The sequence below is a fragment of the Pseudomonas sp. R3-41 genome (genome assembly GCF_054161485.1).
This window is the reverse complement of sequence record NZ_CP096421.1, coordinates 1,387,680-1,410,784: the sequence shown is the minus strand read 5'-3', so window position 1 is coordinate 1,410,784 and position 23,105 is coordinate 1,387,680. Positions and strand designations below refer to the sequence as shown.

The 23,105-nt window shown below is 61.6% G+C and carries 20 protein-coding genes and 1 pseudogene; 7 read left to right on the top strand and 14 right to left on the bottom strand.

Going from position 1 to position 23,105, the window contains the following annotated elements; genetic code table 11:
• Positions 1 to 7 precede the first annotated feature (7 nt).
• Positions 8 to 1,468 carry a membrane-bound lytic murein transglycosylase MltF gene (mltF, locus tag M1D99_RS06375; RefSeq protein ID WP_186705178.1) on the top strand — a complete coding sequence of 487 codons (1,461 nt, stop codon included), beginning with the start codon at positions 8 to 10 and terminating at the stop codon, positions 1,466 to 1,468.
• A 186-nt stretch (positions 1,469 to 1,654) separates the two neighbouring features.
• On the opposite strand, the gene pdxJ is transcribed toward mltF, so the two are convergent.
• From pdxJ to lptF, 8 genes are all read right to left on the bottom strand, one after another.
• Positions 1,655 to 2,398 (bottom strand): pyridoxine 5'-phosphate synthase, encoded by a 744-nt coding sequence (pdxJ, locus tag M1D99_RS06370; protein WP_434574450.1) that lies wholly within the window; start codon positions 2,396 to 2,398, stop codon positions 1,655 to 1,657.
• A 49-nt stretch (positions 2,399 to 2,447) separates the two neighbouring features.
• On the bottom strand, positions 2,448 to 3,131 hold the full coding sequence (gene recO, locus M1D99_RS06365; protein WP_186705176.1) for a DNA repair protein RecO: 684 nt from the start codon (positions 3,129 to 3,131) through the stop codon (positions 2,448 to 2,450).
• A 169-nt stretch (positions 3,132 to 3,300) separates the two neighbouring features.
• Complete coding sequence (gene era, locus M1D99_RS06360; protein WP_003205264.1) at positions 3,301 to 4,203, bottom strand: GTPase Era; 903 nt, start codon at positions 4,201 to 4,203, stop codon at positions 3,301 to 3,303.
• Positions 4,196 to 4,885, bottom strand: a complete 690-nt coding sequence (rnc, locus tag M1D99_RS06355; protein WP_186705175.1) for a ribonuclease III — start codon at positions 4,883 to 4,885, stop codon at positions 4,196 to 4,198. Before rnc ends, era begins: the two co-directional genes overlap by 8 nt.
• A 185-nt stretch (positions 4,886 to 5,070) precedes the next feature.
• The gene (gene lepB / locus M1D99_RS06350; protein WP_186705174.1) at positions 5,071 to 5,925 is read right to left on the bottom strand and encodes a signal peptidase I; all 855 of its coding nucleotides are present in this window, start codon (positions 5,923 to 5,925) and stop codon (positions 5,071 to 5,073) included.
• Positions 5,926 to 5,930: 5 nt separating this feature from the next.
• Positions 5,931 to 7,730: a translation elongation factor 4 gene (gene lepA / locus M1D99_RS06345; RefSeq protein WP_135847028.1), complete on the bottom strand. Its 1,800-nt coding sequence runs from the start codon at positions 7,728 to 7,730 to the stop codon at positions 5,931 to 5,933.
• Positions 7,731 to 7,966: 236 nt separating this feature from the next.
• Positions 7,967 to 9,028: an LPS export ABC transporter permease LptG gene (lptG, locus tag M1D99_RS06340; RefSeq protein ID WP_186705173.1), complete on the bottom strand. Its 1,062-nt coding sequence runs from the start codon at positions 9,026 to 9,028 to the stop codon at positions 7,967 to 7,969.
• On the bottom strand, positions 9,021 to 10,142 hold the full coding sequence (lptF, locus tag M1D99_RS06335; protein WP_186705172.1) for an LPS export ABC transporter permease LptF: 1,122 nt from the start codon (positions 10,140 to 10,142) through the stop codon (positions 9,021 to 9,023). The genes lptG and lptF overlap by 8 nt, the downstream gene beginning before the upstream one ends.
• Positions 10,143 to 10,450: 308 nt before the next feature.
• Here lptF and M1D99_RS06330 point away from each other — a divergent pair, with 308 nt between their 5' ends.
• The 5 genes from M1D99_RS06330 to rlmF all read left to right on the top strand — a co-directional run bounded on the left by M1D99_RS06330 (position 10,451) and on the right by rlmF (position 17,179).
• Positions 10,451 to 11,941: a leucyl aminopeptidase gene (locus tag M1D99_RS06330; RefSeq protein WP_458131527.1), complete on the top strand. Its 1,491-nt coding sequence runs from the start codon at positions 10,451 to 10,453 to the stop codon at positions 11,939 to 11,941.
• Positions 11,942 to 12,001: 60 nt separating this feature from the next.
• Positions 12,002 to 12,430 carry a DNA polymerase III subunit chi gene (locus M1D99_RS06325; protein ID WP_186705170.1) on the top strand — a complete coding sequence of 143 codons (429 nt, stop codon included), beginning with the start codon at positions 12,002 to 12,004 and terminating at the stop codon, positions 12,428 to 12,430.
• 8 nt (positions 12,431 to 12,438) lie between these two features.
• Positions 12,439 to 12,816: a DNA polymerase III subunit chi gene (locus tag M1D99_RS06320; protein ID WP_186705169.1), complete on the top strand. Its 378-nt coding sequence runs from the start codon at positions 12,439 to 12,441 to the stop codon at positions 12,814 to 12,816.
• A 242-nt stretch (positions 12,817 to 13,058) separates the two neighbouring features.
• Positions 13,059 to 15,905 carry a valine--tRNA ligase gene (locus M1D99_RS06315; protein ID WP_434574448.1) on the top strand — a complete coding sequence of 949 codons (2,847 nt, stop codon included), beginning with the start codon at positions 13,059 to 13,061 and terminating at the stop codon, positions 15,903 to 15,905.
• 254 nt (positions 15,906 to 16,159) lie between these two features.
• Complete coding sequence (gene rlmF, locus M1D99_RS06310) at positions 16,160 to 17,179, top strand: 23S rRNA (adenine(1618)-N(6))-methyltransferase RlmF (protein WP_458131526.1); 1,020 nt, start codon at positions 16,160 to 16,162, stop codon at positions 17,177 to 17,179.
• Positions 17,180 to 17,307: 128 nt separating this feature from the next.
• On the opposite strand, the gene M1D99_RS06305 is transcribed toward rlmF, so the two are convergent.
• Positions 17,308 to 17,589, bottom strand: coding sequence for an HU family DNA-binding protein (locus M1D99_RS06305; RefSeq protein WP_058544106.1), 282 nt, complete (start codon positions 17,587 to 17,589; stop codon positions 17,308 to 17,310).
• Between the two features lie 396 nt (positions 17,590 to 17,985).
• Here M1D99_RS06305 and yejK point away from each other — a divergent pair, with 396 nt between their 5' ends.
• Complete coding sequence (yejK, locus tag M1D99_RS06300; protein WP_030139623.1) at positions 17,986 to 18,990, top strand: nucleoid-associated protein YejK; 1,005 nt, start codon at positions 17,986 to 17,988, stop codon at positions 18,988 to 18,990.
• Between the two features lie 184 nt (positions 18,991 to 19,174).
• Here yejK and M1D99_RS06295 read toward each other — a convergent pair whose 3' ends face one another.
• The 5 genes and pseudogenes from M1D99_RS06295 to M1D99_RS06275 form a co-directional block, all read right to left on the bottom strand.
• Positions 19,175 to 20,110, bottom strand: coding sequence for a glutathione S-transferase family protein (locus M1D99_RS06295; RefSeq protein WP_458131525.1), 936 nt, complete (start codon positions 20,108 to 20,110; stop codon positions 19,175 to 19,177).
• Between the two features lie 79 nt (positions 20,111 to 20,189).
• Positions 20,190 to 20,513, bottom strand: a complete 324-nt coding sequence (locus tag M1D99_RS06290) for a GIY-YIG nuclease family protein (protein WP_186705165.1) — start codon at positions 20,511 to 20,513, stop codon at positions 20,190 to 20,192.
• A gap of 40 nt (positions 20,514 to 20,553) precedes the next feature.
• Entirely contained in the window at positions 20,554 to 21,024 is a 471-nt protein-coding gene (locus tag M1D99_RS06285; RefSeq protein WP_458131524.1) for a nuclear transport factor 2 family protein, read from the bottom strand.
• Between the two features lie 97 nt (positions 21,025 to 21,121).
• Positions 21,122 to 22,439, bottom strand: a pseudogene (locus tag M1D99_RS06280) (CynX/NimT family MFS transporter).
• Positions 22,429 to 23,088, bottom strand: coding sequence for a FadR/GntR family transcriptional regulator (locus M1D99_RS06275; protein ID WP_434574445.1), 660 nt, complete (start codon positions 23,086 to 23,088; stop codon positions 22,429 to 22,431). The pseudogene M1D99_RS06280 and the gene M1D99_RS06275 overlap by 11 nt, the downstream one beginning before the upstream one ends.
• Positions 23,089 to 23,105: the final 17 nt, after the last annotated feature.

Here is a 23,105-nt window from a genome sequence, read left to right as displayed (position 1 = left end):
TGCGCAGATGTTTTCCCCAACGGCTTTGCGTCCGCGATATGCCAAATGGCTGATCGCAACCGGACTCTTCCTGGTGCTCAGTGGTTGTGTTGAGAAACCCAACACACTGGAGCGCGTAAAGGAGGATGGCGTGCTGCGGGTGGTTACCCGAAACAGCCCCGCCACCTACTTCCAGGATCGCAGTGGTGAGACCGGCTTCGAATACGAGCTGGTGAAGCGTTTCGCCGAGGATTTGGGAGTCGAGCTTAAAATCGAGACCGCCGACAACCTCGACGACCTGTTCGGCCAGGTGGGCAAGCCCAACGGGCCGGTCCTGGCCGCCGCGGGCCTGGTCAGCAGCGAACAGCGCAAGAAGCAGGTGCGGTTTTCCCGCTCCTACCTGGAAGTCACCCCCCAAATCATCTACCGCAACGGCCAATCACGCCCCACCGACGCGGCCGCCCTGGCGGGCAAGAAAATCATGGTGCTCAAGGGCAGCAGCCATGCCGAACAACTGGCGCAGTTGAAGCAGCAATACCCGGGCATCGAATACGAAGAGTCCGACGCGGTTGAGGTGGTCGACCTGCTCCGCATGGTGGACGAGGGCCAGATCGACCTGACGCTGGTGGACTCCAACGAAGTGGCGATGAACCAGGTGTACTTCCCCAACGTGCGCGTCGCCTTCGACCTTGGCGACGTCCGCAGCCAAAGCTGGGCGGTGGGCCCCGGCGAAGACAATAGCCTGCTTAACGAAATCAATGCCTATCTGGACAAGGTGCAGAAAAACGGCACGCTGCAGCGGCTCAAGGACCGCTACTACGGGCACGTCGACGTCCTCGGCTACATGGGCGCAACAACCTTCGCCCAGCATTTGCAGCAACGGTTGCCCAAATACGAGCAACACTTCAAGGCTTACGCCAAGAAAGAGAAAGTCGATTGGCGCCTGCTGGCTGCCATTGGCTACCAGGAATCGCTCTGGCAACCAACGGTCACGTCCAAGACCGGCGTGCGCGGCCTGATGATGCTGACCCAGAACACTGCCCAGGCCATGGGCGTGTCCAACCGACTGGATCCGAAACAAAGCATCATGGGCGGCGCCAAGTACCTGGCCTACATGAAGGAACAGCTGGACGAGAGCATCGAGGAGCCGGACCGTACCTGGTTCGCCCTTGCCGCCTATAACGTGGGCAGCGGCCACCTGGACGACGCCCGCAAACTGGCGGCCAAGGAAGGGCTGAACCCGAACAAATGGCTGGACGTGAAGAAAATCCTGCCGCGCCTGTCCCAGAAACAGTGGTACAGCAAGACCCGCTACGGCTACGCCCGGGGCGGCGAACCGGTGCATTTCGTGGCGAACATCCGTCGCTACTACGACATCCTGACCTGGGTGACACAGCCGCAGCTTGAAGGCGACCAAGTGGCCGAGGGCAATCTGCATGTGCCGGGTGTGGACAAGAGCAAGCCGAGCCAGGAATCCCCGCAGCTCTGACAGCTGTACACTCCCACAGCTTTGCTTGGATACCCACAAGTCTTGTACCTACCCAGATCCCCTGTGGGAGCGGGCTTGCTCGCGAAAGCGGTGTGTCAGCCACTTCAATGGTGACTGACCTGACGCCTTCGCGAGCAAGCCCGCTCCCACAGTTTTGATTGGGGTGTTCAGAAGTTTTGTGGTGGATCAGGACTTGGCGGCAGCCAGGATCAAGGCTTTCATTTCCGACACAGCCGACTTGAACCCGACGAACAAGGCATGGGCCACCAGTGCATGGCCGATGTTCAGTTCGTTGATGCCCTTGATGGCCGCGACGGCGTCGACGTTGTGGTAGTGCAGGCCATGGCCGGCGTTGACGATCAAGCCTTGGGCCAGGCCAAAGGCGACGCCATCGGCGACCCGTTGCAGCTCATCGGCCACGTCCGTGGGGGTCTCGGCGTCGGCGTACCGGCCGGTGTGCAGTTCGATGGCGGGGGCGCCGACACGTTTGGCTGCCTCGATTTGCCGTTCGTCGGCATCGATGAACAGCGAGACCTCGGCACCGATTTTCGACAGGCGTTCCACCGCCAGGCTGATCCGCGACTCCTGGCCCGCTACATCGAGGCCGCCTTCGGTGGTCAGTTCCTGGCGCGTCTCCGGCACCAGGCAGATGTGCGCCGGGCGGATGCGCTCGGCGAACGCCATCATTTCCTCGGTCACGCCCATTTCAAAGTTCATGCGGGTTTGCAGCACGTCCTTGAGCAGCAGCACGTCGCGCTCCTGGATGTGGCGACGGTCTTCACGCAGGTGCACGGTGATGCCGTCGGCCCCCGCTTCTTCCGCGTCCAGTGCGGCCTTGACCGGATCCGGGTAGCGCGTACCACGGGCCTGGCGCAGGGTGGCGACATGGTCGATGTTCACGCCGAGAAGAATGCGATTGCTGGTGCTCACGAAAAGGCTCCTGAAAGGACAAATAGTCGGCTCACAGCATACGGGTTGATCAGGGCTTGCGAAACAGCTCGCGACTGACCAAGGGCCGACCACCCAGATGCACGGCCAGGGCCTGGCGCATCAGGCGCTTGGCCGCCGACAAGGCACCCGGCGCACGCCAGTCGGCCTCGGCCATGGCCAGCAGTTCGGCACCGTTGAACAGCCCTGGTTGCAGAAGGTAGACCCGCTCCAGGCCGGCGTCCACTTGCAAGCGGTACAGGCCATCAGCCGCGATGGGTTCGCCGTGCAGGTCGGTATTCAGCGCAAAGCCATAACCCAGGTCATCCAGCAGCCGCCACTCGAACGAGCGCAGCAGCGGTTCCAGTGGCCGGCCTTCGGCCAGGGCCAGCAGCGTGGCGGTGTAGTGGTCGAAGACCGCCGGGTGGGGATCTTCGGCGGGCAGGAGGCGGATCAGCAGTTCATTGAGGTACAAACCGCTGAACAACGCCTCGCCGTTGAGCCAGGCCGCGACACCGTTGCTTTCCATGCGCCCTACGTTCTTCAGCTCGCCCCTGCCGCGGAACTCGACTTCCAGCGGCACGAACGGCCGCGCCAGCGTCCCGGCCTTGCCCCGCGCTCCGCGCAACACCGCCCGCAGCCGTCCTTGGGGCGTGAGGAAGTCCACCAGGGCGCTACTTTCGCGGTAGGCACGGCTGTGGAGGACGTAGGCGGGCTGGGCGGTGGGTTGGGACATTGAAGTCGCAGTTCTCACTGAGCGGGCAAATTTTCTAAACAACCCGAAACCAATGTGGGAGCGGGCTTGCTCGCGAAGGCGGCGTGTCAGTCGACGATGATGTCAACTGACACACCGCCTTCGCGAGCAAGCCCGCTCCCACAAGGTCGGTGGTGTACCGCTGGACGTTTTACAGGTCGCCGTAACCCAACGAACGCAACGCCCGCTCGTCGTCGGACCAGCCACCCTTCACCTTGACCCACAGGTTGAGCATGATCTTGGAGTCGAACAGCAGCTCCATGTCCTTGCGCGCCTCGGTGCCGATGCGCTTGATGCGCTCGCCCTTGTCGCCAATGATGATTTTCTTCTGGCCGTCACGTTCGACGAGGATCAACGCATGAATATGCAGGGTCTTCCCCTGTTGCTTGAACTCTTCGATCTCGACGGTGATCTGGTACGGCAGCTCGGCGCCCATCTGGCGCATGATTTTCTCGCGCACCAGCTCGGCGGCGAGGAAACGGCTGCTGCGGTCGGTGATCTGGTCTTCAGGGAAGAAATGATCGTTTTCCGGCAGGTGTTCGGCAATCACCCGCTCCAACGCATCGAGGTTATGGCCGTGCTGGGCAGAGATCGGGATGATCTGGGCGTTCGGCAACTGCTCCTGCAACCAGGTCAGGTGCGGCATCAGCTCAGCCTTGTCTTCGATACGGTCGGTCTTGTTCAGCGCCACGATCAAGGGGCCGGTCACGTACTGGACGCGTTCGAGGACCATTTGGTCTTCTTCGGTCCACTTGGTGCGGTCGACCACGAAGATCACCACGTCGACGTCCTTCAACGCCGCCGAGGCAGTCTTGTTCATGTAGCGGTTCAGGGCCTTTTCACCGCCCTTGTGCATGCCCGGGGTGTCGACGTAGATCGCCTGCACGGCGCCTTCGGTCTTGATGCCCAGCATGTTGTGGCGGGTGGTCTGCGGCTTGCGCGAGGTGATCGCCAATTTCTGGCCCAGGATGTGGTTCAGCAGCGTGGACTTGCCCACGTTCGGCCGACCGACAATGGCGACATAGCCGCAGCGGGTGACGGTTGTATCAGTCATTGCCATTCTCCACGCCCAGGGCAATCAGTGCTGCGGCGGCCGCTACCTGTTCGGCAATACGACGACTCACACCCTGACCCCGGCTTTTTTCATTCAATAGGACAACTTCGCATTCGACGAAGAAGGTTCGGCAATGCGGCTCACCCTGGATATCCACCACTTCGTAGCGCGGCAGTTCGCAACTGCGCGATTGCAGGAATTCCTGCAAGCGGGTCTTCGGGTCCTTGTTGGTGTCCACCAGCGTCAGGCTGTCGATTTCGGAGGTCAGCCAGGCCAGCACGCGCTCGCGCGCCATTTCCATGCCTGAATCCAGGTAGATCGCACCAATCAACGCTTCCAGGGCATCGGCCAGGATCGACTCGCGCCGGAAACCGCCGCTTTTCAACTCACCGGAGCCCAGGCGCAGGTAATCGCCCAAGTCGAAACCACGGGCCAATACGGCCAGCGTCTCACCTTTTACCAGTCGCGCGCGCAAACGCGACAACTGGCCTTCGCGGGCCAGCGGGAAGCGCTCGAACAACGCCTCGCCAGCGACGAAGTTAAGGATGGCGTCACCGAGGAATTCCAGGCGTTCGTTGTTGCGCCCGGCAAAACTGCGGTGAGTGAGGGCCAGGAGCATCAGGTCCGGGTCCTTGAAGGTGTAGCCGAGCTGACGCTCGAGACGGCTTAGAGAAACGCTCACGGTTTACCCACGCTGAGTTCGTGGCTGGATTCCACCGCCACGGCGGCAAGGCACCGTTGGCTTGGGACAATTAACGCTGTGTTCAAAAATGACGTCCTGACTATCGTTGGCTTCATGCCTCCGGGCAACCCTTGTACAGGCTCCAGAAAAGCATTCGGCGCTGTGTTCAACAGCGCCGTGGGTGATTACTTGATCAGGCCAACCCGCGAGAAATTCGGCAGGTGACTGAGTTTGGGTTCCGGCCAGCTCATCCAGACCGCGAAGGCCTTGCCGACGATGTTCCGGTCGGGGACCATGCCCAGCAGGTTCTTGGGAATGTTCGGGTCATCCCAGTAACGGCTGTCGTTGGAGTTGTCACGGTTGTCGCCCATCATGAAATAGTGCCCCGCCGGCACGGTCCAGGAACGGTCCGGCGCGGCGCGGTAGCGGCTCATTTCCTTGCGGATCAGGTGTTCGGCCTCACCGAGTTTTTCCCGGTAGAGTTCGGCACTGCCCAGCGTCCCCGGCTCGGAGCCGAGCAACTGTTCGGCCACCGATTCGCCATTGACGAACAAACGCTTGTCAGCGGTGTAGCGGATCGTGTCGCCCGGCAGGCCGACCACGCGCTTGATGTAATTGACGTTCGGGTCGCTAGGGAAGCGGAACACCATGACATCGCCCCGTTGCGGGTCACCCACCTCGATGACTTTCTTGTCGATCACCGGCAGGCGGATCCCGTAGGAAAACTTGTTCACCAGGATGAAATCGCCCACATCCAGGGTCGGCTTCATCGAGCCGGACGGGATCTGGAACGGCTCCACCAGGAACGAACGCAGCACCAACACGATGAACAGCACCGGGAAGAACGACTTGCCGTATTCGACCAGCAGCGGTTCCTTGTTGAGTTTTTCGATCACCACACCATCAGGCTGGCTGACGCTGCCCTGATACGAGGCGATGGCCGCCCGGCGCCGAGGCGCCAGGAACAACAGATCAAGCAACGCCAACAGACCGCAGACAAACACGGCGATAACCAGCAACAGCGGGAAATTTAGCGACATAGGACCTAACTATCCAACCTGAGCACCGCGAGGAAGGCTTCCTGTGGAATTTCCACGTTACCGACCTGCTTCATGCGTTTTTTACCGGCCTTCTGCTTTTCCAACAGCTTGCGCTTACGGCTGACGTCGCCGCCGTAGCATTTGGCCAATACGTTCTTTCTGAGCGCCTTGACGGTTGTACGCGCCACAATCTGCCCGCCAATGGCGGCCTGGATTGCCACATCGAACATCTGCCGCGGAATCAGTTCCTTCATCTTCTCGGTCAATGCACGACCTTTGTAGTGCGCGTTGTCGCGATGCACGATCAATGCCAGGGCATCGACTTTCTCACCGTTGATCAGCACATCCAGCTTTACCAGATTAGCCGATTGGTAACGATCGAAATGATAGTCCAGCGAAGCATAGCCGCGACTGGTGGATTTGAGACGGTCGAAGAAGTCCAGCACCACTTCGTTCATCGGCAGGTCATAGGTCACCTGGACCTGCGTGCCGAGGAACAGCATGTCGTGCTGCACGCCGCGCTTCTCGATGCACAGGGTAATGACGTTACCCAGGTGCTCCTGAGGCACAAGGATGTTGGCCCGCACGATCGGCTCGCGCATGTCCTCGATGGCCGACAGGTCCGGCAACTTGGACGGGTTGTCGACGTAGATGGTTTCGCCGTTCTTGAGCAGCAGTTCGAAGATTACCGTCGGCGCCGTGGTGATCAGGTCCAGGTCGTACTCGCGCTCCAGGCGCTCCTGGATGATTTCCATGTGCAGCATGCCAAGGAACCCGCAACGGAAACCGAAGCCCAGGGCGTCGGAGCTTTCCGGGGTGTACTGCAGCGACGAGTCGTTCAGGGTCAGCTTTTGCAGTGCTTCGCGGAAATCCTCGAAATCGTCGGAGCTGACCGGAAACAGGCCGGCGTAGACCTGCGGCTGGATGCGTTTGAAGCCTGGCAGCACATCGACGTCGGGGGTAGAGCTCAAGGTCAGGGTGTCGCCGACCGGCGCCCCGTGGATGTCCTTGATGCCGGCGATGATGAAGCCCACTTCACCGGCCTTCAGGTCGACGGTGGCGGTGTGTTTCGGGTTGAAGACACCAACGCTGTCCACCAGGTGGATCTTGCCGGTGGACTTGACCAGGATCTTGTCGCCCTTCTTCACGCGGCCATGGCGCACGCGAACCAGGGAGACCACGCCCAGGTAGTTGTCGAACCAGGAATCGATGATCAACGCTTGCAGCGGATCTTCGATATTGCCGGTCGGTGCAGGAATAGTGGCGACCAGGCGCTCGAGCACTTCGTCGACGCCCAGGCCGGTCTTGGCGCTGCAGGTGACCGCGTCAGTGGCGTCGATGCCGATGATTTTCTCGATTTCTTCCTTCACGCGGTCCGGATCGGCCTGGGGCAGGTCGATCTTGTTCAGCACCGGCATGACTTCCAGGCCCTGCTCGATGGCCGTGTAGCAGTTGGCAACCGACTGGGCTTCAACGCCCTGGCCAGCGTCGACCACCAGCAATGCGCCTTCACAGGCCGCCAGCGACCGGCTGACTTCATAGGTGAAGTCGACGTGGCCGGGGGTATCGATGAAGTTCAGCTGATAGGTGACGCCGTCGCGAGCCTTGTAGTAGAGGGTAACGCTATGGGCCTTGATGGTGATCCCGCGCTCACGCTCGAGGTCCATGGAGTCCAGGACCTGGGCTTCCATTTCACGCTCGGCCAGGCCGCCGCACATCTGGATGAAGCGATCAGCCAGCGTCGACTTGCCATGGTCAATGTGGGCGATGATGGAGAAATTGCGGATATGACTCAAATCACTCACGGATCAACACTCAAAAAGGCTGCAGGCATGGCCCGCCGAAAAATAGCCGGGAATTGTACCTGATACACCGCGCAAGCGTCACGTGTGGCGAGGGAGCTTGCTCCCGCTGGGCTGCGAAGCGGCCCCTCGATTATGCGCCACGGCGATGTGTCAGGCAGGCTGCAGGGGCCTGCTGCGCAGTCCAGCGGGAGCAAGCTCCCTCGCCACAGAAGCTCCCCCCGCCACAAGAAAATGGATCAACCCGCCCGACGCAACAGCCAGAGCCCGGCCAGCGCGCAGATACCGGCCGGCACCAGCACCGCAAACAGCGGCGAGAAACCGAACACCAGGCTCGACGGCCCCAGCAGATCCTGGGCGATACGGAAGGTGAAGCCCACCAGCACGCCGGTAAACACCCGTTGCCCCAGGGTCACCGAACGCAACGGGCCGAAAATGAAGGAAATCGCCATCAACACCAGGGCGGCAGTGACCAGCGGTTGCAACACCTTGACCCAAAAAGCCAGCCAATAGCGGCCGTTATTCAGGCCCTGGTCCGCCAGGTAGTGGATGTACCCCCACAAACCGGTAATCGACAAGGACTCCGGCGCCATTACCACGGTACTGAGCAACTCCGGACTGATCGACACATTCCAACGCTCCTTCCGGGCGGCGACCACCTCGGTGCGTTTGTCATGGAACAGCGTGGTGGTCACATCCCTCAGTTGCCAGTGGTCCTTGACGAAATGCGCACGCTTGGCGAAGCTCGACGACAGCATGTGCCGCTGCTCGTCAAAGCGATAACGGGTCACGCCGTACAGAATGCCGTTGGGTTGGACGGAGTTGATGTGGATGAACTCGTCGCCCTGGCGGTGCCACAGGCCGTGCTTGGCGCTTTGCGCATCACCGCCGCCCTGGGCCAGGGAGCGGTTGGCCTGGGCGGTGTTTTCGGTGGCCGGGGCGATGTACTCGCCGATCAGCAGGCCCACCAGCATCAACACCAGCATGGGCTTCATCACCGCCCAGACAATCCGACCAATGGACACGCCGGCGGCGCGCATGATGGTCAGTTCGCTGTTACTGGCCAGGCTGCCCAGGCCGATCAGGCAGCCGATCAGCGCGGCCATCGGCAGCATGTCGTACAGACGGCGTGGCGCGGTCAGCAGCACATAGCTCGCCACGTCCATCAGGGTGTAGGTATCGCTGACGTCGCTCATTTCATCGATGAAGGCAAACAAGGTCGCCAGGCCAAGGATGATCCCCAGCACTGCGAGGATCGCCATGAACACGCTGCTGCCGATGTAGCGGTCGAGTTTAACCACGGGCCACCTCCATCGCACTGCGACGGCTGGCCAGCTTCAGGCGCAGCGGCTCCCAATAGAGCAGCCCCAGGCCGATGGCCAGGAAGATGCCGTGCACCCACCACAAGCCCAGCGCCGGCGGGATCTTGCCCTTCTCCAATGCGCCGCGGGCGGAAATCAGGATGGTCAGGTAAGCCATATACAGGAGAATCGCCGGCAGTAACTTGAGGAAACGGCCCTGGCGCGGGTTGACCCGCGACAGCGGGACCGCCATGAGGGTCACGATGAATACCAGCAGCGGCAGCGACAGGCGCCATTGCAGCTCGGTGCGGGCGCGAATGTCTTCGTTGCCCAGCAGGCTGGCGGTCGGCATCGCGTCGCGGTCGGTGACTTCGTCGCTGACCTCGGGCTTGGGCAGCAGCACGCCATAGGTGTCGTACTTGATGGCCCGGTAATCGGCCTGCCCTGGCTTGCCGTCGTAGCGATAGCCATTTTCCAGGATCAGGTAGCGGTTGCCGTCGGGGTTGATTTCCTGCCGGCCCTTCTCGGCCACCAGCACGGAAATGCCACGGTCCTTCTTGGTGTCCGCAGACACATTCTTTTGCGTGATGAAGACGCCGCCCAGGTCGACCCGGTCATCCGAGAGCTGTTCGGTGTAGGTCACCCGGGTGCCGTCGCGCAGGGCCTGGAAGCGCCCTGGTACCAGGGTGTCGAATTCGGTCATGGCGTCCTGCTGGTTGATCAGCAGCTGGAATTGGTTGGCGCCCTGGGGCGACAGGCTCAGGCTCAGCCACGCCACCACCAGCGCCACCAAGGTGGCCGGGAACAGCGTCATGCGAAACAGGCGTTGCTGGCTCATGCCGGTGGCCGACAGCACGGTCATTTCGCTGTCCAGGTACAAGCGCCCGTAGGCCAGCAAAATGCCGAGGAACAACCCCAGCGGCAGGATCAATTGCAGGAAGCCGGGCAGGCGGAACCCCATGATCAGGAACAGTGAACCCGGATCCAGGGCACCGGAGGCTGCCTGGGCGAGGTATTTGATGAAGCGCCCGCTCATGATGATGACCAGCAGCACGGCGCTGACGGCGCTCAGGGTCAGCAGGACTTCGCGGGACAGATAACGAAAGACGATCAAACCAGACACTCCACGATTGTCAGGCTAGGCGGCCGAACAAGAAACGTATCGAGCCGACTCATATTGCGAGCCGCCGAAAAAAGAGCCGCATTATCCTGTGATTGAAGGCGCCTGTCACTTCGCACGCTTTAACCCGCTGCTCAAAGCCGAAAAGTTAGGGGCGCCGAGGGTTGTCAGGCTCGGGCACCGGGGTTCAAACTGCGGCCTTTGTCGCCGGCAAGTACCGGCGCTTCTATAGAGAAGACAGCTGTTCAGCGCGCCATTGTTTCGGCGCCTGGCCTCTTGACCATTCATTCAGGGATCCGGACATGGAACTGGTTGTAAAAAGCGTCAGCCCAGAAACGTTGAAAACCGCCACGTTGGTAGTTGCCGTCGGCGAAAACCGCCAGCTCGGCGTCGTCGCCACCCAGCTCGACAGCCTGAGCGGCGGGGCCATCAGCGCCGTGCTCAAGCGCGGCGACCTGGCCGGCAAGGTCGGCCAGAGCCTGCTGCTGCACAGCCTGCCCAACCTCAAGGCCGAGCGCGTGCTGCTGGTGGGCGCGGGCAAGGACGCCGAACTGGGCGACCGTCCGTTCCGTAAAATCATCGCCGGCGTGTTGGCCACCCTTAAAGGCCTCGGCGGCGGTGATGCCGTCCTGGCGCTGGACGAGTTGGTGGTCAAGGGTCGCGACAGCTATGGCAAGAACCGCCTGCTGGCCGAAACCCTGGTGGACGGCGAATATCAATTCGACCAGTTCAAGAGCCAGAAAGCCGAACCTCGCGCCCTGAAGAAAATCACCCTGCTGACCATCAAGGCCGCCCAGGCTGAAGTCCAGCGCGCCGTGACCCACGCCACCGCGATTGCCAATGGCATGGCGTTCACCCGTGACCTGGGCAACCTGCCGCCGAACATCTGCCACCCGACCTTCATGGGCGAACAGGCCAAGGCACTGGGCAAAGCGTTCAAGGGCCTGAAAGTCGAAGTCTTCGACGAGAAGAAGATCAAGGACCTGGGCATGGGTTCGTTCTATGCCGTGGGCCAGGGCAGCGCCCAGCCACCACGCCTGATCGTCATGCAATACAACGGCGGCAAGAAGTCCGAGAAGCCGTACGCACTGGTCGGCAAGGGCATCACCTTCGACACCGGCGGCATCAGCCTCAAGCCGGGCGCCGGCATGGATGAAATGAAGTACGACATGGGCGGCGCCGCAAGCGTGTTCGGCACCCTGCGCGCCGTGCTCGAACTGCAACTGCCGATCAACCTGGTGTGCATCCTGGCCTGCGCCGAGAACATGCCCAGCGGCACGGCTTCGCGTCCGGGCGACATCGTCACCACCATGAGCGGCCAGACCGTGGAAATCCTCAACACCGACGCCGAAGGCCGCCTGGTGCTGTGTGACGCCCTCACCTACTCCGAACGCTTCAAGCCGCAAGCGGTGATCGACATCGCGACCCTGACCGGCGCCTGCGTCGTCGCCCTCGGCGCCCACACCTCGGGCCTGCTGGGTAATAACGACGAGCTGATCGGCCAACTGCTCAGCGCCGGCCAGCAAGCCGACGACCGCGCCTGGCAGTTGCCACTGTTCGACGAGTACCAGGAACAACTGGACAGCCCGTTCGCCGACATCGCCAACATCGGCGGCCCGAAAGCCGGGACCATTACCGCGGCCTGCTTCCTGTCGCGCTTCACCAAGGACCTGAACTGGGCTCATCTGGACATCGCCGGCACGGCCTGGACCAGCGGCGGCAAGGACAAGGGCGCCACCGGTCGTCCGGTGCCCCTGCTGACCCAGTACCTGTTGGACCGCGCCAAGGCCTGACACCAATGACCGTCGTTGGCGTCGCCCTCGGGTGGCGTCATCGACGGCTCAGGAACCGCAATGACCAAAGTCGATTTTTATATCCTGCCCAGCGCCGATCCGTCGGCGCGGCTGGATTTCGCCTGCAAGCTCACCGAAAAGGCTTGGCGCATGGGACACCGCATTTACCTGCATTGCAGCGATGCCACCCAGCGCGAGGACCTGGACGCACGGCTGTGGGCATTCAAGGGTGAGAGCTTCGTGCCCCACGGCCCGGCCGAAAGCGAACCCGAGGGCCTGATCGTACTGGGACTGGGGAATGACTGCGGTCAGCACCAGGACCTGTTGGTCAACCTCGACCTGAAAGTACCGGCCTTTGCCCAGCGCTTCGCCCGTGTGGCGGAAGTGGTGGTGGAAGACCCGGCCATTCGACAAGCCGCGCGGGAGAGTTTCCGTTTCTACCGCGAACAGGGCTATCCTCTGCAAGACCACCGTTTACAGCGACTCTGAGCCCTACGATGGACACTCCAAAATCGCCACAAAAGCCCGCGCACCTGCTGGATGACCTTGAGTCGATCCGCCAACTGCTCGGCGACGACAACCTGCAACCACCGCTGCTGACCGACACGGTCGTACACGAGCCCGCTCATGAGCCGGTGCATGACGAACAGATTCCCCTGTTGTTCGATCCGATCAACGGCCAGCCCGAACCCGAGCCTGCCGCCAAGGCCGAAGCCAAGGGCCCCGACGCCCTGCTGCACCTGGACCGCGAATTGCGTGCCGCCGCGCAGTTGATCATGCAAGACGTCATCGACGACTTCGCCCCGCACATCGAAACCGAGATCAAGCGCCGGCTGGATGCGCGAATGGAGCGGTTGTTGAGTCAGTACGAATAATCCGGCAACCCGGCTGTGGTTGCTTTTGTGGCGAGGGAGCTTGCTCCCGCTCGACTGCGAAGCAGTCGTGAAAAGCCTGCCAGTTTGGGGCCGCTTCGCGCCCCAGCGGGAGCAAGCTCCCTCGCCACAATGTTTCTCGGCTTGAATGAAGCGATCACAGCCACCCCGACTCGCCCTGCGCCCCACGCCCCGCTATACTTCCCGGCTTTTCCTGAATAAATGCCAATAGGGTCCCGCCGCGCATGGATAAGACCTACCAGCCGCACGCCATTGAAACTTCCTGGTACAACACCTGGGAGTCCGAGAATTATTTCGCTCCGCAAGGCGCGGGCGATTCCTACACCATCATGATCCCGCCGCCGAACGTCACCGGCAGCCTGCACATGGGCCATGGCTTCAACAATGCGATCATGGACGCCCTGATCCGTTTCCGCCGCATGCAAGGTCGCAACACCTTGTGGCAGCCGGGCACCGACCACGCCGGTATCGCCACGCAGATGCTGGTGGAGCGCCGCCTTGAAGCCCAGGGCCAGAATCGCCATGATCTGGGTCGCGAGAAATTCCTCGAGAAAGTCTGGGAATGGAAAGACGAATCCGGTGGCAACATCAGCCGCCAGATCCGCCGCCTCGGTTCATCCGTGGACTGGAGCCGCGAGCGCTTCACCATGGATGACGGCCTCTCGGAAGCGGTGAAGGAAGCCTTCGTGCGCCTGCACGAGGACGGGCTGATCTATCGCGGCAAGCGCCTGGTCAACTGGGACACCAAGTTGCACACGGCCATTTCCGACCTCGAAGTGGAGAACCACGACGAGAAAGGTTTCCTGTGGAACCTGAAATACCCGCTGGCCGACGGCGCCAAGACCGCCGACGGCAAGGATTACCTGATCGTCGCCACCACGCGTCCGGAAACCATGCTGGGCGACTCCGCCGTGGCGGTGAACCCGAACGACGAGCGCTACCAGGCCCTGATCGGCAAGTTTGTCGAGTTGCCATTGGTTGGCCGTCGGATCCCGATCATCGGCGATGATTACTGCGACCCCGAATTCGGCACCGGCTGCGTGAAAATCACCCCGGCCCACGATTTCAATGACTACGAAGTCGGCAAGCGCCACAACCTGCCGCTGCTGAACATCTTCGACAAGAACGCCCATGTGTTGCCGGCCGCCCAGGCCTTCAACCTCGACGGCACCCTGAACGAAAACGTGGACGGCCAGATCCCGGCCGAATACGCCGGCCTGGACCGCTTCGAGGCGCGCAAGCAGATCGTCGCGGCATTCGAAGCCGCCGGCCTGCTGGTCAGCGTCGACGATCACGCCCTGAAAGTCCCGAAAGGCGACCGCTCCGGCACCATCATCGAGCCATGGCTGACCGACCAGTGGTACGTGTCCACCAAGCCGTTGGCCGAGCCTGCGATTGCCGCCGTAGAAGACGGCCGCATCCAGTTCGTGCCCAAGCAATACGAGAACATGTACTTCTCGTGGATGCGCGACATCCAGGATTGGTGCATCAGCCGTCAGCTGTGGTGGGGCCACCGCATCCCGGCCTGGTACGACGAGTCGGGCAAGGTCTATGTCGGCCGCGATGAAGCCGAAGTCCGCGCCAAGCACAACCTCGGTCCGGACGTTGCCCTGGCGCAGGACAACGACGTCCTCGACACCTGGTTCAGCTCGGGCCTGTGGACCTTCTCCACACTGGGCTGGCCGCAGCAGACCGAGTTCCTGAAGAAATTCCATTCCACCGACGTGCTGGTCACCGGCTTCGACATCATTTTCTTCTGGGTCGCCCGGATGATCATGATGACCATGCACTTGATGAAAAACGAAGACGGTACCCCGCAAGTACCGTTCAAGACCGTCTACGTCCACGGCCTGGTGCGCGACGGCCAGGGCCAGAAAATGTCCAAGTCCAAGGGCAACGTCCTGGACCCGCTGGACATCATCGACGGTATCGACCTGGAAACCCTGGTGCAGAAACGCACCTCCGGCCTGATGCAGCCAAAACTGGCGAAGAAGATCGAGAAAGCCACCCGCGAAGAATTCGCCGAAGGCATCGCCAGCTACGGCACCGACGCCCTGCGCTTCACCTTCTGTTCGCTGGCGTCCACCGGTCGCGACATCAAGTTCGACATGGGCCGCGTCGAAGGCTATCGCAACTTCTGCAACAAAATCTGGAACGCTGCGCGCTACGTGCTGGACAAGGGCGAAGACTGCGGCCAGAACGGCGAAGCCTATGAGCTGAGCCTGGCCGATCGCTGGATCATTTCCCAGTTGCAACGCACCGAAGCCGAAGTGACCCGCCAACTGGACCAGTTCCGTTTCGACCTGGCCGCGCAAGCCCTGTACGAGTTCATCTGGAACCAGTATTGCGACTGGTACCTGGAACTGTCCAAGCCTGTGCTGTGGGACGAAAACGCACCGGTCGAACGCCAGCGCGGCACCCGCCGCACCCTGGTGCGCGTACTGGAAGTGGCCCTGCGCCTGGCGCATCCGTTCATGCCATTCATCACTGAGGAAATCTGGCAGCGCATCGCACCGCTGGCGGGCATCCAAGGCAAGACGATCATGCTGCAACCGTGGCCGGTGGCCAACGAGACCCGCATCGATCCAGCGGCCGAGGACGACATCGAGTGGCTCAAGACCTTCATGCTCGGCCTGCGTAACATCCGCGCCGAAATGAACATCGGCCCGGGCAAGCCGCTGACCCTGTTCCTGAAAAACGCCAGCGCCGAAGACCTGCGCCGCCTGAACGAAAACGAAGCGTTGCTCAAGAAGCTGGCGAAGCTTGAATCGGTGACCGTGCTGGCTGCGGGTGAAGAAGCGCCTCTGTCGGCCACCGCATTGGTCGGCGAAATGGAAGTGCTGGTGCCGATGGCCGGGCTGATCGACAAGGCGGCCGAACTGGCGCGCCTGGACAAGGAAATCCTGCGCCTCAAAGGCGAAGTGCAGCGGGTCGGCGGCAAGCTGTCCAACGCCGGCTTCGTCGACAAGGCGCCGGCCGAGGTCATCGAGAAGGAACGGGCCAAGCTGGCCGAGGCCGAACAGGCCCTGGGCAAGCTGGCTGAGCAGCATGCGCGGATCTCCAGCCTGTAACGGTGGTTCGCAATGAAAAAGGAGGTCCAGCTGGACCTCCTTTTTTATGCCCGCCCCTTTCTACCAGACAATGAAAAACCCTTGTGGGAGCGGGCTTGCTCGCGAAAGCGGTAGGTCAGCTTGTCTCTGTTTGGAATGTACCGACGCCTTCGCGAGCAAGCCCGCTCCCACATTTAGTCCGCATTACCATCAAGAGCGCGCGGGATGTGGGACAATACCCGCCATTTTCAGCCATACCCGAATCGGCCACGCCCATGAACGCCCCCCGCACTCCCAAACCCGCACGCAAGAAGCCTGACGCCGCGTCCCCAAGCAAAGCCGTCGAGCCGCGCGAGAAGGCCAGCCTGCATCCGCGCAACCGCCACCAGGGCCGCTATGATTTCCCGGCGCTGATCAAGAGCACACCCGAACTGGCCAAGTTTGTGATCACCAATCCGTACGGCAAGGAAAGCATCGACTTCGCCAGCCCCGACGCGGTGCGGGTGTTCAACCGGGCGCTGCTCAAGGCGTTCTATGGCATCCAGCATTGGGACATCCCGGCGGATTACCTCTGCCCTCCGGTTCCTGGCCGCGCCGATTATGTGCACTTTCTCGCTGACCTGCTGGCGAGCATGAACGACGGCAAGGTGCCGCGTGGCGCAATCGTCAATGTGCTGGACATCGGCATGGGCGCCAATTGCGTTTATCCGCTGATCGGCAACAGCGAATACCGCTGGCACTTCCTCGGCTCGGAGATCGACCCGACAGCCGAGGCGGCCGCCCGGGCCATCGTTCAGTCCAACGATCTGAACAAGGTCATCCAGTTGCGCCAGCAGCAAAACCGCAAGCACATCCTCATCGGCTTGCTGGAACCGGGCGAGCGTTTCGACCTGACCATGTGCAACCCGCCGTTCCACGCCTCGATGGAAGAAGCGACCAAGGGCAGCGAGCGCAAGTGGCGGGCCCTGGGCAAGGCTGATCCGAAGCGCAAGCTGCCGGTGCTGAACTTCGGCGGGCAATCGGCGGAGTTATGGTGTGAAGGCGGTGAAGCGCGCTTTGTGACGCAGTTGATCGCCGAAAGTGCGAACTTCCAACACAAGGTTTTGTGGTTCAGTACGTTAGTGTCGAAAGCCTCGAACCTGCCGGCGATCGAAACCGCGTTGAAGAAGGCTGGCGCACTGGAGAGCCAGGTGGTGGAGATGTCGCAGGGGCAGAAGCAGAGTCGCTTTGTGGCGTGGACTTTCCAGACCAAGTCCGAGCAGCAGATCTGGCGGCGTGAGCGCTGGGTTCGCTAATACGACGCTGATCCAAGGGGGGAGCGAGCGCCTACCATGATGACGGTGTCCGCCGCCGACACAAAAAACACAGACACAAAAAACCGTGCCCGGATCGCTCCGAGGCACGGTTTTTTTTTACAGCGGTCTTACTTGTTGACCGCGTCGGTCAGGCCTTTGGCCACAACCAGCTTGATCACTTTCTTGGCAGCGATTTCGATGGCAGCGCCAGTCGAAGGGTTACGGCCGGTACGGGCAGGACGCTCGGTGACTTTCAGCTTGCCAACGCCTGGCAGAGTGATTTCGCCGCCATTTTCCAGCTGATCGGCAACGACTTGGCCCAGTTGGTCCAGCAGAGCACGCACGGTAGCTTTTGGTGCGTCTACAGATTCAGCCAAATCAGCGATCAGTTGGTCTTTAGTAAGAGCCATGTAGTGTTCCTTCCCTATCAAATTCATATGGATTGCAGAGTGCAGTGTCAGCCATCGAGCCCGATCTCTGTGGATCAGGCACCCTCGGCAATCACCACGACGGATCGGGGTAATAGATGCCGAAAACCGGGTTTGGTTCGACCTGACAGATGCTGAATGCACGCTTAACGCAGTGACATCGCGTAAGACCGGGCAAAACTAGCACAATGCCTATGAAATATCCGCCTCTAGCTACCCATTTGGTCAGCTTTCTTGCGCTAAAACGTTAAAAAATTGCATATAGGCTGTCGGACGGCTCTGAAAGGGCCTTTGCCGGGTTCCAAAACCAGTGATTGCGGTACACTGGGCCCTTTTTCGGGGAGCGTGCCCTCCTCTCTTTCATCAGCCGAGAAATCCATGCCGATCCGTCATTGCATCGTCCACCTGATCGACAAAAAACCCGACGGCACCCCTGCTGTGCTCCATGCCCGCGACTCCGAACTGGCAGAGTCCACGGCCATCGAGAACATGCTCGCCGACCTCAACGAAAGTTATAACGCCAAGCAAGGCAAGGCCTGGGGCTTTTTCCACGCCGAGTCCGGGGCGCATCCGTTCAGCGGCTGGTTGAAGGAATACCTGGACGGCGGCAAGGATTTCACCGCGTTCAGTCGCGTGGCGGTGGAACACCTGCAAAAGCTGATGGAAGAGTCCAACCTGTCGGTGGGTGGCCACGTGTTGTTCGCGCATTACCAGCAGGGCATGACGGATTACCTGGCCATCGCCCTGCTGCACCACAGCGAAGGCGTGGCGGTGACCGATGAGCTGGACGTAACCCCGTCCCGTCACTTGGACCTGGGCCAGTTGCACCTGGCGGCGCGGATCAACGTGTCGGAATGGCAGAACAACAAGCAGTCCAAACAGTACATCTCGTTCATCAAGGGCAAGAACGGCAAGAAGGTTTCGGAGTACTTCCGTGACTTCATCGGCTGCCAGGAAGGCGTCGACGGCCCCGGCGAGACCCGTACCCTACTCAAGGCCTTCAGTGACTTCGTCGAAAGCGAAGACCTGCCGGAAGACGATGCTCGGGAGAAAACCAAGACCCTGGTGGACTACGCCAGCAGCCAGGCTAAGCTCGGCGAGCCGATGGGCCTGGAAGAGCTCTCCGAGCTGATCGACGAAGAGCGCCCGAAAGCCTTCTACGATCACATCCGCAACAAGGACTACGGCCTATCGCCGGAAATCCCCGCCGACAAACGCACCCTCAACCAGTTCCGCCGCTTCACCGGCCGCGCCGAAGGCTTGTCCATCAGCTTCGAAGCGCACCTGCTGGGTTCCAAGATCGAATATGACGAAGAGGCTGGGACGTTGATCATCAAGGGGTTGCCGACTTCATTGACTGATCAGCTCAAGCGCCGCAACTGATGCTCGGCAGAGTGCGAGTTCGATAGGGTGCTGTCGCGATATAGATTTGAGAGCCTCATCGCGAGCTTTGTGGGAGCAAAGCTTGCTCGCGATCCAGACGCTGCGGTACTCAAGAGACCGCGGCGCCTTCATCGCGAGCAAGCCTTGCTCCCACCAAGCTCGCTCCCACAAGATCATTCGTTGTTCATCGAGCCTCGACGCGAAACCCAAACCGCGGAAAGTGCACATGCACCACCCCGCCACGCTCATCTTCCCGGCGTACGATCAACGCCTCACTGCCCGCAAACACCAACTCCCCGGCCACCGGATCGACACCATAGTCCGTCGCGGCGATGGTCACCTGCTGCCCAACCGCGAACCCGTTCGGCTCTTCAAACGACTCATCCGGCAGCGCGGCCGGCGTCGCATTGCGGGCAACCTCCAAGGCTTCTTCGGAACTCATCTGGCTCGACGCGCCATGGCCGAAACCCAGCACCCGCGCGAGCCACGTCGATACCGCCGGGTATGCGTCCACCAACGACGAAGTGACGGGCGTGCCCTTGAGGAACCACAGCGGATGAGCCATGGCGAAGTCGGCAATCGACGGATCGCCCAGCAGGAAATCGCCCTCTTCGCGCTGCAATTGTTGTTCGAGGCGCGCCATGATCGTCGGCCACTGGTGCTTGGCCTGGTCGGCGGACAAGCGCGTGGTCGTGCCACCACTGAACAACCCGGCGCGGTCGCTGATGAATGCCTTGATGGCTTCAGGCGATAGCTTGGCGAACCGCACCGCCACCGACTCCGGCTGGAACACCAGACTCACGGCATGCTGGAACACCACCGAATCGGCCCATGCCGCGAAGGACGCCGCGATCATCTCACGGCCTTCAGGGAACAGCGCCGGCGAGGCTTTCTCCTGCTCCAGTCGACGAGCAATCAGCGACGTATCGCAATAGATATCCGCGCCGACCTGCAACACCGGCGTCTTGCGATAGCCACCCGTCAGCGCCGTCAGGTCAGGCTTGGGCATCATTGGCGGGATGCTCACCGAACGCCAGGACAAGCCCTTGAAACCCAGCAACAGCCGGGCTTTTTCCGCGAAAGGAGACGTCGGGTAATGATGAAGAATCAACTCTGACATGAGATTCGCCACTGCAGGAATGAAGTCTTGCAGCTTAGCGCGCCTGACCGGGCCAGCCTACCGGCCTGATAAAGGCCTATCAGCCAGGCTGATGAAGGGGCAGCGCACTGGCCACCAGGCATTCCTTGGCGCTTTTCCTGAGCTTTTTGATCAGCCGCTCCTGACGCAAGGCCTCGCCCTTGTCGCGGCAGGCCTCCGTGTACACCAGGGCCACTGCCGGGCTGGACAGGAAGAAGCGCGCGCCCTTGCCGCTTTGATGCTTGGCGAAGCGCCGCACCGGGTCATCACTGATGCCGCAGTACAGCGAGCCGTTGGCGGCCCGCACCAGGTAGACGAACCAGGGTTTGTCCGGTTCGGCGGCGCCTTGTGCAGGCAGATCGGAGGATAAGTCGACGGTCGTCACAAAATGTTCAACAGGTGAGCCAGGACAAACCGCGATCTTATCAGCGACTGGCCTGGAACGCCCGCAGCCCCTTGAGCGCTTGGGCCCTGATGGCGTTGCGCACCAGCGGCGTCCAGCCCAGCAACAGGCCCTTGGTGCCCAGCGCCTGGCGGGACCAGCGCCACAGATCGAAGCTGTCATGGTGTTCGCAGATCTTGCCATCGCGAAACACGAAGCGCGCCTGGATGTCGTTGATCACGATGTTGCCGGTCTGGCTGAACAGGTACGTCGCCACCCAGTGCGCACCGCCGGTACGTTCGTCGCTGCGCACGTTATCGAAGGTCAGGGAGAAGTCCTTGGCCCGGGTCGTCAACATGCGCCACATGTCACCGGCATCACGCCCGCGCAGTTCGCCGAACGCTGGATCGCTGAACACCACATCATCGGTGTAGCAGGCGCTCATGGCGTCGGCGTCCAGGCGCTGGAAGGCCTGGTAAAAACGGGTGATCAAGGCGTTGTGGGCATCACTCATGGACAGGCTCCGAAAAACGTTTCAGTAGGCCAGCACGATAATCTGCCGCCGTGGGGAAGACCATCGTCATTCGCCATGAAAATGATATCAACGAAGGTCAGACCCTTTCGCTGCTGACGCCGACATACAATGCCCGGCCCGCGCCGATGCCCGCAATGATCGCCCCCAGGCCAATCAGGCCGAAGATCCAGCCCAGTGCATTCCAGCCGCCGGTCAAGTCGTGGACCACGCCCACCGCGAAGGGCCCCAGCGACGCCAGCGTATAACCAAAGCCTTGGGCCATGCCGGACAGGTTGGCGGCCACATGGGCGTCCCGCGAACGCAACACGATCAGCGTGAGCGCCAAGCTGAACGTCGCGCCCTGCCCCAGGCCCAGCAGGATCGCCCAGCCCCATAAGCCATCGATGGGTGCGTAAAGGCAACCGAACAACCCGCCCAGGGTCATGACCATGACGACCACGATGGCCAGGCGCTGGTCCTTGCCGCGCGTGGCCAGCCAAGGCGCCGCCAGCGAACTGATCAGCTGCACGATGACCGAACCGGACAGCACGAGCCCGGCCTGGGTCGGGGTCAGGCCACGCCCAATCAGGATCGAGGGCAGCCAACCAAAGACGATGTAGGCCAGGGAGGACTGCAGCCCCATGTACAAGGTCACTTGCCAGGCCAGGGGATCGCGCAGCAAACCGCGAACCCGGTACGCCGCCTGATGGGCACCGTGTTTTTCGCCCACTTGCGGCAACCAGAACACCGCAGCCAGCAGCGCTGGGACCGCCCAGAACCCCAGGCCCAAGGCCCAGTCGTGGCCAAGGTGCTCGCTCAACGGCACCGTCGCCCCGGCCGCCATCGCCGCGCCCAGGCACAGCGCCATGGTGTAGACACCGGTCATGGTGCCGGCCTGCTTGGCGAAGTCGCGCTTGACGATGCCGGGCAGCAGCACCCCGATGACGCCGATGCTGGCGCCCGCCAGGATGCTGCCGGCGAACAAGCCGAACTGGCCGAACGAACTGCGCAAGACGATGCCGCAGGCCAGGGTCAGCAAAATGCCCAGCACGACGCGCTCCGCACCAAAGCGTCGCGCCAGCACAGGCGCCAGCGGTGCGAACAATCCCAGGCAAAGCACGGGCAGGGTCGTCAGCAAACCTGCTTGCGCAGCCGACAGGCCAAGGCTCTTGGAAACCTCGCTGAGCAACGGCGCCATGCTCGACAGCGCCGGACGCAAGTTCAGCGCCACCAGAATCAACCCAAGCAGCAACAACCAGGGACGTCGTACCAACGGGTGGCTCTGCTGGGCCTGCTCATCGTCGGCTTCGGCGTCGATCAACAGTTCTTCGAGTTCGGCGGCGCGTTTTTTTCGGCGTCAAAGGGGTGCGGTCAAGCGGATCGCGGGACATGGAAAGCTCTGGTTCAGGGTTCATTGATCAACTGCCGGCAAAGGGCCTTGGCCCGCTCCGGATCCTGGCGTTCGACGGCTTCGAGAATCTCGATATGCAAATCGAACACATGTTGATGACGGGGAATGATGTTGAGGCTCTGGCGCAATTGCGCGCCGATCACGTTGGAGAAATAGCGATACAGCTCGCTGAGGGCCGGGTTATGCGCGGCGTCCACCAGCAGGCGATGGAACACCAGGTCGCACTTAATGTAGTGCTCCAGGTCGCCGTGGTAATGCTCGCCGCTGGTTTTCAGCGCCTGGCGCAAGGCAAGCAAATCCTCATCAGTACGCCGCAGCGCCGCCAGGCCAATGGCCTCTACTTCCAGGATGTGCCGGGTTTCCCGGGCCTGTTCCAGCGAACAGCGCGACAACACCTTGAGGGTATCCAGCGGATCGACCATCGCCCGCACGTAGCTGCCATCGCCCTGGCGGATCTCGATCAAACCGGAAAACGCCAGCACGCGCATGGCTTCGCGCACCGTGTTGCGGCTGATACCCAGCTCCGCCACCAACTCTGGCTCGGTGGGCAAGCGCTGGCCGACAGCCCACACGCCCTCGCTGATTCGTCGACGCAATTGCTCCAGGGCCTGATCGACCAGGGAGCGTTTCGTTAATGGAGAAATATCTGACATAGAGTCCGCCCTTTCAT

Coding starts and splice junctions, on each gene's coding strand:
- mltF (WP_186705178.1), top strand. CDS start 8: ATGTTTTCCCCAACGGCTTTGCGTCCGCGATATGCCAAATGGCTGATC.
- recO (WP_186705176.1), bottom strand. CDS start 3,131: ATGTCCCAACCCACCGCCCAGCCCGCCTACGTCCTCCACAGCCGTGCC.
- era (WP_003205264.1), bottom strand. CDS start 4,203: ATGACTGATACAACCGTCACCCGCTGCGGCTATGTCGCCATTGTCGGT.
- lepB (WP_186705174.1), bottom strand. CDS start 5,925: ATGTCGCTAAATTTCCCGCTGTTGCTGGTTATCGCCGTGTTTGTCTGC.
- M1D99_RS06330 (WP_458131527.1), top strand. CDS start 10,451: ATGGAACTGGTTGTAAAAAGCGTCAGCCCAGAAACGTTGAAAACCGCC.
- M1D99_RS06325 (WP_186705170.1), top strand. CDS start 12,002: ATGACCAAAGTCGATTTTTATATCCTGCCCAGCGCCGATCCGTCGGCG.
- M1D99_RS06320 (WP_186705169.1), top strand. CDS start 12,439: ATGGACACTCCAAAATCGCCACAAAAGCCCGCGCACCTGCTGGATGAC.
- M1D99_RS06315 (WP_434574448.1), top strand. CDS start 13,059: ATGGATAAGACCTACCAGCCGCACGCCATTGAAACTTCCTGGTACAAC.
- rlmF (WP_458131526.1), top strand. CDS start 16,160: ATGAACGCCCCCCGCACTCCCAAACCCGCACGCAAGAAGCCTGACGCC.
- M1D99_RS06305 (WP_058544106.1), bottom strand. CDS start 17,589: ATGGCTCTTACTAAAGACCAACTGATCGCTGATTTGGCTGAATCTGTA.
- yejK (WP_030139623.1), top strand. CDS start 17,986: ATGCCGATCCGTCATTGCATCGTCCACCTGATCGACAAAAAACCCGAC.
- M1D99_RS06295 (WP_458131525.1), bottom strand. CDS start 20,110: ATGTCAGAGTTGATTCTTCATCATTACCCGACGTCTCCTTTCGCGGAA.
- M1D99_RS06285 (WP_458131524.1), bottom strand. CDS start 21,024: ATGAGTGATGCCCACAACGCCTTGATCACCCGTTTTTACCAGGCCTTC.
- M1D99_RS06275 (WP_434574445.1), bottom strand. CDS start 23,088: ATGTCAGATATTTCTCCATTAACGAAACGCTCCCTGGTCGATCAGGCC.